Annotated in this window: 11 protein-coding genes; 3 read left to right on the top strand and 8 right to left on the bottom strand. The window is 68.1% G+C overall.

What is annotated here, in order from left to right; translation table 11 throughout:
* The first annotated feature begins 715 nt into the window (after window positions 1-715).
* Window positions 716-994 carry a hypothetical protein gene (locus MRS60_RS23080; protein ID WP_072441829.1) on the top strand — a complete coding sequence of 93 codons (279 nt, stop codon included), beginning with the start codon at window positions 716-718 and terminating at the stop codon, window positions 992-994.
* A 160-nt stretch (window positions 995-1,154) separates the two neighbouring features.
* Here MRS60_RS23080 and MRS60_RS23075 read toward each other — a convergent pair whose 3' ends face one another.
* The 5 genes from MRS60_RS23075 to MRS60_RS23055 all read right to left on the bottom strand — a co-directional run bounded on the left by MRS60_RS23075 (window position 1,155) and on the right by MRS60_RS23055 (window position 5,818).
* On the bottom strand, window positions 1,155-1,529 hold the full coding sequence (locus MRS60_RS23075; protein ID WP_243566765.1) for a DUF2917 domain-containing protein: 375 nt from the start codon (window positions 1,527-1,529) through the stop codon (window positions 1,155-1,157).
* Window positions 1,530-1,779: 250 nt separating this feature from the next.
* A complete protein-coding gene (locus MRS60_RS23070) occupies window positions 1,780-2,067 on the bottom strand; it encodes a hypothetical protein (RefSeq protein WP_105392205.1) in 288 nt (95 codons plus the stop codon).
* 78 nt (window positions 2,068-2,145) lie between these two features.
* Window positions 2,146-3,051 (bottom strand): metal-dependent hydrolase, encoded by a 906-nt coding sequence (locus MRS60_RS23065; protein ID WP_243566764.1) that lies wholly within the window; start codon window positions 3,049-3,051, stop codon window positions 2,146-2,148.
* Between the two features lie 34 nt (window positions 3,052-3,085).
* A complete protein-coding gene (locus MRS60_RS23060; RefSeq protein ID WP_034180639.1) occupies window positions 3,086-4,873 on the bottom strand; it encodes an SDR family oxidoreductase in 1,788 nt (595 codons plus the stop codon).
* A gap of 45 nt (window positions 4,874-4,918) precedes the next feature.
* A complete protein-coding gene (locus MRS60_RS23055) occupies window positions 4,919-5,818 on the bottom strand; it encodes a M24 family metallopeptidase (protein WP_217591107.1) in 900 nt (299 codons plus the stop codon).
* 616 nt (window positions 5,819-6,434) lie between these two features.
* Between MRS60_RS23055 and MRS60_RS23050 the strand changes: the two genes are divergently transcribed.
* Window positions 6,435-7,712: an HAD family hydrolase gene (locus MRS60_RS23050; protein WP_131946291.1), complete on the top strand. Its 1,278-nt coding sequence runs from the start codon at window positions 6,435-6,437 to the stop codon at window positions 7,710-7,712.
* A 90-nt stretch (window positions 7,713-7,802) separates the two neighbouring features.
* Here MRS60_RS23050 and MRS60_RS23045 read toward each other — a convergent pair whose 3' ends face one another.
* From MRS60_RS23045 to MRS60_RS23035, 3 genes are all read right to left on the bottom strand, one after another.
* Window positions 7,803-8,576 (bottom strand): slipin family protein, encoded by a 774-nt coding sequence (locus MRS60_RS23045; RefSeq protein WP_034180634.1) that lies wholly within the window; start codon window positions 8,574-8,576, stop codon window positions 7,803-7,805.
* Window positions 8,573-10,141 (bottom strand): NfeD family protein, encoded by a 1,569-nt coding sequence (locus MRS60_RS23040; RefSeq protein ID WP_243566763.1) that lies wholly within the window; start codon window positions 10,139-10,141, stop codon window positions 8,573-8,575. Before MRS60_RS23040 ends, MRS60_RS23045 begins: the two co-directional genes overlap by 4 nt.
* Window positions 10,142-10,262: 121 nt before the next feature.
* Window positions 10,263-11,297, bottom strand: coding sequence for an AraC family transcriptional regulator (locus MRS60_RS23035; RefSeq protein WP_243566762.1), 1,035 nt, complete (start codon window positions 11,295-11,297; stop codon window positions 10,263-10,265).
* 136 nt (window positions 11,298-11,433) lie between these two features.
* On the opposite strand from MRS60_RS23035, the gene MRS60_RS23030 reads away from it, so the two are divergent.
* Window positions 11,434-12,567 carry an acyl-CoA dehydrogenase family protein gene (locus MRS60_RS23030; protein ID WP_131946287.1) on the top strand — a complete coding sequence of 378 codons (1,134 nt, stop codon included), beginning with the start codon at window positions 11,434-11,436 and terminating at the stop codon, window positions 12,565-12,567.
* Window positions 12,568-12,727 lie beyond the last annotated feature (160 nt).

Genomic DNA, 12,727 nt, shown 5'->3' with positions numbered 1-12,727 from the left:
AGGCAGCGGCCGGCTTAATGTAACCAGCCACTATTGCCCGGCTATCGGCGGATTGTAATAGCGCGGATAGCTCGGACGATATAGTTGGAGGGCACGATCGACTGCCTGCGTGCGACGGTCTGGCAGCCCGGCCGCGCGACGAAGGCGCGCATTTTACCGGTTCGGGCGGAACGGGCAGGCGGAAAGGGTAAAAACGGGAGCGTGACGAACAGGCGGGGGCCGGCCGATGCATGCGCAACGGCACGTCGGCCACATTGCGCGCGGCCGGTACGCGATGACATTCGACTGAAACGGAGCGCACGCATGCTGCACGAATACGGTGCAGGCATGACGTGCACGATGACGTGCGCGCGGACGCGCGTGCATGGCCGATGCGAGAGCGCAGCGGCGTGCAGCAGCCATGCGTCAGTCCGGGCAGTCGCAGATAACGAGCTATCCTGCGCCGAAGCCGTCCCGCCCGCAACTGTCATTTCGCGATGCGTGGGCGACTGTGGTTTCTGTGTAAAAGATTGCAAGACCCCATCGCATAAACCGGCAAGTCTTTCTAGGATAGATACACCGCGCATGCACACGCCGGCCGGTAATTGCCGACGCGGGGGAGTCGCAGTCCGTGCAGGCCAGGCGGTGAATGGCGGTCAAGGCCGTTGCGCGTTTGGGCAGGCACGGCCGATTGCGATTGCCCGATGCGGGTTCGTCCGTAATCACGGAGGTCAGCATGTTGAACTGGATCAGCCGTTGGGCGATGCGACACGCCCCCACGCCGGAAAAAACCGCTGCGTCGATGCTCGTGACGGCGCGCATGGAACTGTTCACTGCGGAACAGCGCGTCATCGATGCGAAATTACAGGCGGATTACTGGCGTACACGTGTGTCATTCCTCGAAGAGGTGCAGAAGCAGGGCATCGATCCGTGGGTGACCTCGCAGGCTGCGCTACGCCCCGAGCTCGATTCAACTCCCCGAAGCACGGGCCCGCGTCTCGCCGCCAGCACCTGATGCACCTGCTGCATCCGATAGCTGCGCACGGCGCGCGATCGCTCGCAGCACGCATTGGCGTGCCGCGTCATTCGATGCGCACCTGCGGCGGTTAGCGCCGCAGGTGCGTCTGTTTCCGGTCGCGGCCGTTCCGCGTCTCGCGTGCGTGACGGCGCGTCAATCATCCACTCCTTCTCCATACCCCGACGAGCAAACGTTGCACTTGCGCGAGCGTGCGTCTGAAGCGCTCGCCGCGCCGCACGTAGGCGGTCGTGATCGACGCTTCGGCCGATCGGTCGGCATCGGTGCTGAGCCAGATGCGGTCGCCGCGTGCGATGCGCAGCACGTCGCAGGGCTGCACCCAGTAGTCGTCGACGCTCGGCGGGCGCGTGATCCACAGCGCCGCGCCGTGTGCGCGGATTTCCGCGTCTTGCGGCGCGCGCCAGGTCATCGTCGTGCGCGCCGCGACCGCGAAACGGATCACGACGGTCGGTAATGCGATCGTGCCGGCGCGGCGCCGGTCGGGACGGTCAAACAGCTGGCTTGCCTGGTCCATCGTCTTCTCCATTCAGTGAGCCGGACGGATGACGCGCACCAGAACAAAAAGGCCTCATCCGTTTCCGGCGAGGCCTTGTGTGACATGCGGTACTGCTCGATTGCTAACGCACAAGCGCCTCCCGTGATCCATTCTTTCGAATGTTCACCGGGCAATGATTCGCGATGGCGATGAGCTTGAACGTAGGCATGCGAACGAGTGTGTCGTGGCAGCGCGGCGCTGTCAACGACATTTTCGAGAGGCGTGGCGGTTACGCGTCGCGTTGCGCGAGACCGTTCACGAGCAGTTCGGACAGCAGGCCCGTCATCCCTTCGGGATGCGTGGCCGCGCGCGCCTTCAGCTGCTCGACGAGCTCGGCGTTGAGCTTGCACGCAAACGGCACGAGCCCTTGTTCCTGGTCGAGCTTGCGCTGCGCGCGGCGGTCGAGCTTTGCCGCGTCTTCGGCGCCCTTGCCGAAACGGGCGGCGCCCGACTGCTTCATCGCGTGCGTCAGCTTGAGCGCCTTGTTCTTTTCTAGATCGGTTTTCTTCATGGCCATCGCGGCACCTCCGGGAAATGAAGCCGCGATTGTACGCATTTCGGCGGGCGCCGCCCGCCGCGCCCGCCGGAAACCCGGTTACGCGCCTTTCGTGGTGCCCCAGTTGCCGCCGTGCGCGGCTGCCTGCGCGGCCGGCGAGCGCGCGAGGTATTCGAGCGCCTGCTCGGTCGAGCCTTCGTGATGCGGCGTATAGCCCGGCTTGAAATAGCGCAGCGCCGCGCCGATCACCTTCCAGAACGACGGCAGGTGCCCGCGCCGCGAGCCCTGCCACCACGCGAGCACGAAGCCCGGGTAGCGGCCGGCCACCGGGTCGCGTCTGTACATGAACTTCGCGCCGGTCGTGATGTAGTAGAGCAGCAGCAGGATCACGAACGCCATGTGCGCGCAGCGCTCCGGATAGGTGCCGCCCAGGTGCCGGTAGATGTCGAACGCGACGGTGCGGTGCTCGACTTCCTCCGCGCCGTGCCAGCGCAGCAGGTCGACCATCGTCGGGTCTGCCTTGCCTTCGTCGAGCGCGTGCGCGTTGAGCACCCAGTTGCCGAGATAGCCGAAGAAATGCTCGAGCGACGCGATCACCGCGAGCTGCTGCCGCAGCCAGAAACGCGTATGGCCGATCTTCAGCCCGAGCGGCTGTTCGCCGAGCGCGCGCGTGAACAGCCGGTTGAGCTTCTGCGTGAACGGCTTCGTGTCGATCCCGTGTCGGTCGTAGTAGTGCTTGAGCACGCCGCCGTGCGAACGCGAATGCACGGCTTCCTGCCGCAGGAAGCCTTCGGCCTCGTCGCGCAGGCGTGTATCGGTGATCAGCGGCAGCGCCTTGTTGTACACGCGGCAGAACCACAGTTCGCCTTCCGGGAACAGCAGGTTCAGCGTGTTGATGATGTGGGTGCTGCCCGGATCGTTCGGCACCCAGGTGATCGGCGTGTCGCTGAAGTCGAACTTCACGTGCCGGGCCTTGATCTTGTGGTAGTCGGCGGTAGCGGTCATTTGCGTCTGTCTCCCTGTGCGGCGTCGTGCGCCGTCAATGCGATGCCATGCTGACGCGGGCGATCATCCGGCCGAGCCACGGCATGAAGCGGCCGACCAGGCGCATCGCGTGCGCCTCGCCGCCGACCGCAACGACGGGGCGGTTGCGCAGCACGCCGTCGACCATCGCCTGCGCGACGGTCTCGGGTTTCAGGCCGCGCATCTGGTACAGCTTCGTCGCGCGCTTGCGCAGCCGCGCTTCGTCCTGCGCGTTGGCGCCCGCGTATTGCGTCGACGCCATGATTCCGGTTTCCGCGAAACCGGGGCACACGGCCGTCACGCCGATGCCCTTTTCCGCGAGTTCCGCGCGCATGCATTCGCTGAGCATCAGCACGGCGGCCTTGGTCGTCGCGTACGCGGGCAGGTCGCGCGACGGCCCGAACGCGGCGGCCGACGCGGTGTTGACGATGTGGCCGCCGGTGCCGCGCGCGGCCATCTGCTGCGCGAACAGCCGCGAGCCGTGGATCACGCCCCACAGGTTCACGTGCAGGATGCGCTCCCAGTGCCGCGTGCTCGTGTCGAGGATGCCGCCGGCCATGCCGATGCCCGCGTTGTTGATCACGACGTCCGCGCCGCCGAGTTCGCTGCCGACCCATGCCGCGAGCGCTTCCATCTCGTCGGCGGACCCGACGTCGACGCGCTTCGCATGCGCCTGCGCGCCGGTCAGCCCGATCAGCAGCGCGGTGCGCTCGGCGCTCGCGATATCGATGTCGCAGGCGACGACCGTCGCGCCTTCGCGGGCGAATGCGAGCGCCGCGCAGCGGCCGATGCCGCTGCCCGCGCCGGTGACGACTGCGACCTTGCCGCTGAAGCGCCCGCTCGTTGCGCGGCGGCGTGCATTCGCGAGCGCGGGCGGTTCGTGGCCCGATTCGACCGCGTCGATCAGTTGCCCGGCGAGATCCGCGAAGCGCGCGGGATCGGCGAGCGGCAGCCAGTGGCCGGCCGCAACCTCGCGCCGGTAGTACTGCGGTACCCAGCGCGACAGGTTCTCGGACAGCGCGGGGCTCACGTACTTGTCGCCGAGCGGCACGATCGTCTGCACGGGCGCATGCGCGTAGCGTTCGCGCGGCGCGAACAGGCAGCGGATGAAGTTCGCGCGATAGAGGCGCACGCCGTGCGCGCCGTCGTCGGCCTGCGTCGCGCGCGGCGCGGCGGGCGTCTTTTCGAGGCGGCGCAGCAGGCGCGGCCATGCGCGGCCGAGCCACAGCCGCCAGCCGAGCTCGGGGATGAACGGCAGGTGGAACAGGTACACGTACCACGACCGCACGAGCTGGCCGCCCAGCTTGGCCAGCGACGCGGGCGTCGGGCGCAGCACGCGTTCGCGCAGCCAGAAGCCGACGTGGTCGAGGCACGGCCCCGAGCACGACGTGTACGACGCGATGCGGCCGGAAAGGCGCGGATCGGTGACGAATTCCCAGCCCTGGATCGAGCCCCAGTCGTGCGCGATCAGGTGTACCGCGCGGCCGGGGCAGAGCGCATCGATCACCGCGACGAAGTCGTCGGTCAGCTTCGCGAGGTGGTAGTCGGCCGTGCGCTTCGGCACGCCGGACAGTCCCGCGCCGCGCACGTCGTATGCGATCACGTAGTGCTTGCGCGCGAGCAGCGGCGCGACGTGCCGCCAGACGCTGCTGTCGTCGGGATAACCGTGCACGAGCACGACCGGCGAACGGGCCGGGTCGCCCCAGGTCTTGACCGCGAGCGTCAGGTCGCCCGAGGCGACCGCCGTCTCGTTATGAACCGATTCGAACAGGGCCAGCGGCGCTTCGTCGGAAAGAGGCTGCATCGTGAGTCCGTCGTTCAGGGATTCGGGAGGAAAGGCGCGGGCACGTCAGGCGGCGGCCGGCACGGTCGCGGCGGCCTGCGCGCGTTCGGCCTGGCGGCGCTGCCAGCGGCGCACGTGCGGCAGGTCTTCGTCGAGCCAGTACGCATCGTCTTCGGTGATCACGAGCAGCTCTTCGAATTTCGCGCCGACGCCGGCGAAGCCGAGATGCGGCTCGACGGCCCACAGGCCCGGCACGGGCGCGTGCTCGGAGCGGCGGTCGATCGACCACAGCGGCGACCAGCCTTGCTGCTTCGCCGCGCGGCCCTGGTCGAGCAGCAGGTTGCGCGTCGCGTTCAGCCCGAAACGCGCGACGAAGCGCGGCTTCGACAGCTTGTGGATCTTCGCGACGCGATGCGCGAGCACCTTGAACGGATAGGCCTTGTGGCGCGGCTCGACGCCCTGGCGGCGGCACAGCGCGTCGACTTCCTGCGCGACCTCGGCCATCGATCGGCGCGCCTTCACGAGCCGCACGATCATGTCGCGATGGTCCATCAGGTCGTCCTGCAGCTGTTCGAGGATCGGGTTCTCGCCGAGGCAGTGCGCGTAGCCGACGTCGGCCACGATGCCGTCGAGCACGGGCGCGACGTCGAGGATCACCGGCATGTCGGTTTCGAGCTGCCGGTTGCTCGGGAAGAACGCGAGATTGAAGCCGCCCATGTGCTTGAGGCCCGAGAAACCCTCGAACGCGGTGCGGTCGCCGAACCACGCGAACGGCTTGTGCAGCCAGTCGTGCACGCCGTTGTCCTGCAGCCATTCGGTCAGCAGGCGCGCGGCCTCCTTTTCGGTGATGCCGGGGTAGAGCATCGCACCGACGGTTTCGACGCAGCGGTAGGCAAGCTGCTGGACCGCGCGGAATTGCGGCAGCTCGTCGAGGTGGACTTCCGGCAGCGGGTGGTGGTCGGCCATGATGCGTCTCCATATGTCGGCCGGAGCGGGCGCTTCAGCGCTTGTCGACCGGTGTTGGTGCTTCTGCACTGACTCCGGTCCCGCGCAACGCGCGCTCCGGTCCGGTGCAAAGCGGGGTGCTGATCCGGAATGCATCCGCCGGTGGTCCGGTCGCGAATTATTCAGTCAGCATTTAATGTGCCATTGATTGATGTAACGATGATAGCCGGTTCGGCGTGGCGCGCCAGCCCCCGGGAGTGAGGACTTGTCCTAATGAAGGGCCGAAATGGAGGGGAGACTCTAGGTTTCCGGAGGTTGGGGCCGGATGGCCGCCGGCGCGCGCGCGGACGGATCGGGGGCGCCGGCCGGAGGTTGTCACGAGCGGCTCCGGCGCCGGTGGGGATGGCTGCGCGTGCTGCCGCCTTGGCGACGGCACGGCATGTGACGACCCGGCAGGTCGCACCGGATCAATTCCCCGTCGCGTCTTGGCGAGACGCCGTCATATTGTCGAAATAATTTCGTCACATCATCCGCCCCCAGTTCGGAGCCGTCCCGGCTTCGCTGCGTCGATGAGCCGCCGGTGCGCCGCGCGGGATAGCGACCGAAACCGATTCGACACCCCACGGAGAGAGAGACCATGCAACGCCGCAAGTTCATGAATACCCTTGCCGCGGCGACCGCCGCGACGTCGCTGCTGCTCAAGGCCGGCACGGCCGACGCGAAGAGCGCCACCGCGCCGGATGCGCTGGACCCGGGCCGCTGGTCGCCGTTCAACGCCGCGCGCCTGCAGGCGGTGCTCGACCGGCATGGCGTCGCGAGCGCGCGCTACGACGCAAAGCGCCGCCCGTACGCGGTGTTCGACTGGGACAACACGTGCATCATGAACGACTGCGAAGAGGCGTTGCTGATGTACCAGATCAACCATCTGCAGTACAAGCTGACGCCGGACGAATTCGTCGACGTGATGTGGAAGGACGTGCCGAAGGGCGCATTCGCGAAGGACTACACGACGGTGGACGGCAAGCCGGTGACGATGGAGGACCTCGCCGCCGACGTCGAATCCGACTATCGCTGGCTCTACGCGAACTACCAGGGCTTCGGCGGCAGCAAGAGCCTCGACGAGATTCGCGAGACCGATCAGTTCAAGGATTTCCGCGCGAAGCTGTACTACATGTACGACGCGATCTGCGATACGCATCCGCTCGAGATCGGCTACAAGTGGATCATCTACTTCTACAAGAACATGACGACCGCCGAGCTGCAGGCGATGGCGCAAGCGTCGAACAACTACGGCATCGGCGACGCGCTGCGCAAGGTGAAGTATGAAAGCCCGAAGACGCTGCCGGGCAAGGCGGGCGTCGTCGCCGCGACGCATTTCCACGGTATCCGCATTCACGAGGAGATCCGCGCGGTGATGCATACGCTGCGCGCGAACGGCATCGACGTGTACGTGAGCACCGCATCGATCGACGATGTCGTGCGCGTGTTCGCCGGCCACCCGAACTACGGCTACGGCGTGCCGCCGGAGAACGTGATCGGCCTGCGTCTCGACATGCGCGACGGCAAGTACGTCAGCCACTACCCGGACGGCTGGCACTTCAACTACGGCCCGGGCAAGACGGTGGGCATCCGCAACGTGCTCGAATCGAAGAAGGGCTACGGCCCGCTGCTGGTGTTCGGCGATAGCGACGGCGACGCGTGGATGCTGCGCGACTTCAAGGACACCGCGGCCGGCGTGATCGTCAACCGGATGAAGAAGGGCGAGATCGGCGCGGACAGCAAGCTCGCGGCCGAGCAGATCGGCAAGCCGGACGCACGCTTCCTGCTGCAGGGCCGCGACGAGCACACGGGCCTGATGATCCCGGACGAGAAGTCGATCAAGTACGGCAAGACCGAGCGCAAGCTGCTGGCCTGACGTATGCACCGTACGCCGGGCGCCGGGCCGTCGCGGCCCTGCGTCCGGCGGGATCGACGGCCGCGTCGCGCGGGCCGGGAAACGCGCGTGTCAGCGCTCGTGCGGCTTGCCCAGCCGCTCCAGCATCGCCCCCAGAAAATCGACCGGCAGCGGAAACACGATCGTCGAGTTCTTGTCCGCCGCGATCGTCGTCAGCGTCTGCAGATAGCGCAGCTGCATCGCCTGCGGCTCCTGCGCGAGCCGCTGCGCGGCCTGCAGCAGCTTCTCCGATGCCTGCAATTCGCCTTCCGCATGAATCACCTTCGCGCGCCGCTCGCGCTCGGCCTCGGCCTGCCGCGCGATTGCGCGCACCATCGTCTCGTTCAGGTCGACGTGCTTGATCTCGACCGTCGATACCTTGATCCCCCACGCATCGGTCTGCGCGTCGAGCGTCTTCTGGATGTCGGCATTCAGTTGTTCGCGCTCGGCCAGCAGCGCATCGAGCTCGTGCTTGCCGAGCACCGAGCGCAGCGTCGTCTGCGAGAGCTGGCTCGTCGCGTCGAAGAAGCGCGCGACCTGGATCACGGCCTTCTCCGGATCGACGACGCGGAAATACACCACCGCATTCACCTTCACCGACACGTTGTCGCGCGTGATCACGTCCTGCGGCGGCACGTCGAACACGACGGTGCGCAGGTCGATCCGCACGACCTGCTGGACGATCGGGATGATCAGCACGAGCCCCGGGCCCTTCACTTTCCAGAACCGGCCGAGCATGAACACCACGCCGCGCTCGTACTCGCGGAAGATGCGGATCGACGACGCGACGAGCACCACGACGAAGACGATCAGGACGCTGCTGAAGCCGAAGGTGTAGCCCATCATGTTGGTTCTCCGTGGTGTTGTTGTTCCTGAACCGGCACGTCGTAGAGCGGTGAGACGGTGAGCAGCAATCCCTGGCGGCCGGTGACGCGCACGCGGCAGCCCGCGGCGAGCGGCACGCTGCTCGCGACGCGCCAGCGCTCGCCATGCACGCGCGCCCAGCCCGCGGCCGATGGCGCGGGGCCGGCCGCGCCGTACGGCTGGTCGGCGCACAGGCCGTCGTCGAGCACTTCGCCGATGCTGCCGACCATCGCCTCGGCGCCCGTCACGACCGGCCGCCGCCGTGCGCTCAGCGCAACGCTCGACACGCCCGCGACGAGCAGCCCGCCGCCGAGCGCGAGGCTCGCGATCACGGGCCACGGAATCCCGTAGCCGGGCACTTCGGTATCGATCAGCATCAGCGCGCCGATCGTGAACGACACGATTCCGCCGAAACCGAGCACGCCGAAGGTCGGCAGGAACGCTTCGGCCACCAGGCAGCCGAGACCGAGCAGCACGAGGCCGAGACCCGCATAGCTGATCGGCAGCAACTGCATCGCGAACAGCCCGATCAGCAGGCAGATCGTGCCGGCGACGCCCGGCAGCACGAAGCCGGGGTTCGCGAATTCGAAGAAGAGGCCGTAGATGCCGATCGTCAGCAGGATCAGCGCGACATTCGGATCGGTGATGATCGACAGGAAGCGGCTGCGCCAGTCGGGTAGGACCACGACGAGCGGCGCATGCGCGGTCGCGAGCCGCAGCGTGCCGGCGGTGGTCGTCGCGCTGTGGCCGTCGAGCTGGCGCGCGAGGTCGGCCGGATCCTGCGCGATCAGGTCGACGACGTGCTGCGCGCGCGCCTCGGTCGCCGACAGGCTGACGGCCTCGCGCACCGCGCGCTCGGCCCATTCGGCATTGCGCCCGCGCAACTGCGCGAGGCCGCGGATGTAGGCGGCGGAGTCCTGCATCGCCTTGCGGATTTCGGTCGATTGCGTGTCGGTCGGCAGCGAGGCCGGCAACGTGCCCGAGGCTCCCGATGCACCCGGCGTCCCGGCCGGCGGTGCTCGCGGCGCAGCGGGGTTGGTGCCCGGCGCCGGCGTGGCGCCGCCGATGCCGAACTGCACGGGAGACGCCGCGCCGAGATTGGTGCCGGGCGCCATCGCCGCGAAGTGGCTCGCATAGACGATGTAGGTGCCCGCGCTCGCGGCGCGCGCGCCGCCCGGCGCGACGAATGCGGCGACCGGCACCGGCGAGCCGAGGATGGCCTTGATGATCTGCCGCATCGACGTGTCGAGGCCGCCCGGCGTGTCGAGCTGCAGGATCGCGAGCGGCGCGTGCTCGCGTGCGGCGCGATCGAGCGAGCGAACGATGAAGTCGGCGCTGGCCGGCCCGATCGCGCCGTTGATGGGGATCACGACGACCGGGCGCGCGGCTGCGGGTGCAGCGGCGGGCAGCGCTGCGGCGACGGCCGCACATACGACGAGCAGCGCCGCGAACAGCGCGGCGCGCGCGACCCGCGCGGGCAGCGGGTGAAGGGGGCGGTCGTCTGGCGCGGCAGGCGCCGGCGGCGGCCCGTGACGGTGGAGGCGCATCGGGGCGTCCGGGCGGTGCACATTCGCACGCCGTCCGGCTCGCGGAAAGGGCGTTGGCCCGATGCTTAAAGATTAGGCGGTTTCGGCGCAAAGCGCGAAGCCGGGGCCGCGCCGGCCGGATTCAGCCCGCGCCGCCGCCCCGCGCGAGCACTTCGTCGCGATAGTCGGCCGGACTGCGCCCGCTCCATTTGCGGAACGCGCGGTAGAACGCGCTCGGTTCCGCGAAGCCGGTCGCGGCCGCGACGTCGGCGATCGTGCGCGCGGGGTCGGCCAGCGCCTCGAACGCGAGATCGCGCCGCAGCGCGTCCTTGATCGACTGGTACGCATGGCCTTCCTGGTGCAGCTTGCGGCGCAGCGTGGCCTCGGCCACGTGCAGCCGCGCGGCCATCCCGCCCGCGCCCGGCCACGCGGCGGGCGGCATCCCGCGCAGCACCGCGCGCACCCGCTGCGCGAGCGCGTTCGGGTTGCGGTACTTGACGATGAAGCTCGCCGGCGCGTTGCGCAGGAACGTCTTCAGCGTCTTCGCGTTCTGCACGACCGGCAGCGTTGCGAATTCGGGATCGAAATCGACATACGAATCGGGTTCGTTGAAACGCATGTCGTCGCAGAACATCGACGGGTATTCGTGATCGGCGGGCGGCGTGTCGCAGCGGAAGCTCGCATGCAGCAGCGGGATGCGCCGCCCGATCAGCCAGCAGGTCAGCCCGTAGACGATGATGAAATAGGTCGCGTACGTGAACATCGCGGGCGTCGCGCCGTTGTTGCGGTGCACGAAGCGTAGCCGCACGCGCTGCGGGTTCGCGTCGAGTTCCGCATGCAGGTCGTCGAGCACGCAGTGCATGAAATTCACCGCGCGCGCCATTGCATGCAGCCCGTCGCGCGCGGACAGCGCGGCCTGGCTCATCGCGATGAAGCTGCCGCTGCGCATCGGGTGGCGATCCTGCCCGAAAAACTCGTCGTCGAGCGCGCGCGCGATCGCGTTCCACAGCGCGCCGTATTGCTGCGCGGATACACGTGCGCGCGGCTGCCCGAGCAGCGCGGGCGCGATGCCGGCCTGCGCGAGCAGCGGCTCGGCCGTGACGCCGCGCCGGGTCGCGAGCGCGACGCTGTAAGCGACGAGGCTGATCGCGACGGTTCCCTTGTCTTCCTGCTTCATCGTGCCGCCGGTGTGGCAAAAACGCTCAGTGTAAATGAGCGACGCGAGCATCGAACAGTCGCGCGCGCTTGCCTACACTTGTTGCATCGAAACGCAAGGACGGTCGCGCCCGGCGGCCGCGGGAGACAGCAGCACCATGGACGAGCTTTACACCGAAGACCAGCGGATGATCCGCGACGCCGCACGCGCTTTCGCCACCGAGATGCTGGCGCCGAACGCCGCGCAGTGGGACCACGATGCGCAGTTGCCCGACGCCGTCGTCGCGCAGCTCGGCGAACTCGGCCTGCTCGGGATGATCGTGCCGCAGGAGCTGGGCGGCTCGTATACGGACTACGTCGCGTATGCGCTGGCGATGGAGGAAATCGCCGCCGGCGACGCCGCGTGCGCGACGCTGATGAGCGTGCACAACTCGGTCGGCTGCGGCCCGATCCTCGGCTTCGGCACGCCGGCGCAGAAAGAGCGCTGGCTGGCCGACATGGCGTCCGGCCGCGTGATCGGCGCGTTCTGCCTGACCGAGCCGCAGGCCGGTTCCGAGGCGCACAACCTGCGCACGCGCGCGGAGCTGCGCGACGGCAAATGGGTGCTGAACGGCGCGAAGCAGTTCGTGACCAACGGCAAGCGCGCGGGTGTCGCGATCGTTTTTGCCATGACCGACCCGGAAGCCGGCAAGCGCGGCATTTCCGCGTTCCTGGTGCCGACCGACACGCCGGGCTTCATCGTCGGCAAGCCCGAGAAGAAGATGGGTATCCGCGCATCGGATACGTGCCCGATCACGTTCGAGAACTGCGCGATTCCGGAAGAGAACCTGCTCGGCAATCGCGGCGAAGGGCTGAAAATCGCGCTGTCGAATCTCGAGGGCGGCCGGATCGGCATCGCCGCGCAGGCGCTCGGCATCGCGCGCGCCGCGTTCGACAAGGCGCGCCGTTATGCGGGCGAGCGCGTGCAGTTCGGCAAGCCGATCGCCGAGCATCAGGCGATCCAGCAGAAGCTCGCCGACATGGCCACGCAGATCAACGCCGCGCGCCTGCTCGTGCATCACGCGGCGAAGCTGCGCACGGCCGGGCTGCCGTGCCTGTCGGAAGCGTCGCAGGCGAAGCTGTTCGCATCCGAGATGGCCGAGCGCGTGTGCTCGGACGCGATCCAGATCCACGGCGGCTACGGCTACCTGGTCGATTACGAAGTCGAGCGTCATTATCGCGACGCGCGCATCACGCAGATTTACGAAGGCACCAGCGAAGTGCAACGGATGGTGATCGCGCGGCAGCTTTGAGTCGCGGCGGTCGCGCCGACAGAACGGAAGCATCACGCAGGGCACGAGGGCAGCGCGGTGAACGCGGCACGCAACGACGTGACCGTGCGCCGTGCAAAACGGAATCGGGCATGGGCATGCTGCGCATGCGCCGGTTGACCGCGAGGCATGGAGACTGGAG

Origin of the sequence: Burkholderia pyrrocinia (genome assembly GCF_022809715.1) — a bacterium.
Taxonomy (GTDB): Bacteria; Pseudomonadota; Gammaproteobacteria; order Burkholderiales; family Burkholderiaceae; genus Burkholderia; species Burkholderia pyrrocinia_C.
This window is presented reverse-complemented; position numbering and strand designations above follow the sequence as displayed.

Coding starts and splice junctions, on each gene's coding strand:
- MRS60_RS23080 (WP_072441829.1), top strand. CDS start 716: ATGTTGAACTGGATCAGCCGTTGGGCGATGCGACACGCCCCCACGCCG.
- MRS60_RS23075 (WP_243566765.1), bottom strand. CDS start 1,529: ATGGACCAGGCAAGCCAGCTGTTTGACCGTCCCGACCGGCGCCGCGCC.
- MRS60_RS23070 (WP_105392205.1), bottom strand. CDS start 2,067: ATGGCCATGAAGAAAACCGATCTAGAAAAGAACAAGGCGCTCAAGCTG.
- MRS60_RS23065 (WP_243566764.1), bottom strand. CDS start 3,051: ATGACCGCTACCGCCGACTACCACAAGATCAAGGCCCGGCACGTGAAG.
- MRS60_RS23060 (WP_034180639.1), bottom strand. CDS start 4,873: ATGCAGCCTCTTTCCGACGAAGCGCCGCTGGCCCTGTTCGAATCGGTT.
- MRS60_RS23055 (WP_217591107.1), bottom strand. CDS start 5,818: ATGGCCGACCACCACCCGCTGCCGGAAGTCCACCTCGACGAGCTGCCG.
- MRS60_RS23050 (WP_131946291.1), top strand. CDS start 6,435: ATGCAACGCCGCAAGTTCATGAATACCCTTGCCGCGGCGACCGCCGCG.
- MRS60_RS23045 (WP_034180634.1), bottom strand. CDS start 8,576: ATGATGGGCTACACCTTCGGCTTCAGCAGCGTCCTGATCGTCTTCGTC.
- MRS60_RS23040 (WP_243566763.1), bottom strand. CDS start 10,141: ATGCGCCTCCACCGTCACGGGCCGCCGCCGGCGCCTGCCGCGCCAGAC.
- MRS60_RS23035 (WP_243566762.1), bottom strand. CDS start 11,297: ATGAAGCAGGAAGACAAGGGAACCGTCGCGATCAGCCTCGTCGCTTAC.
- MRS60_RS23030 (WP_131946287.1), top strand. CDS start 11,434: ATGGACGAGCTTTACACCGAAGACCAGCGGATGATCCGCGACGCCGCA.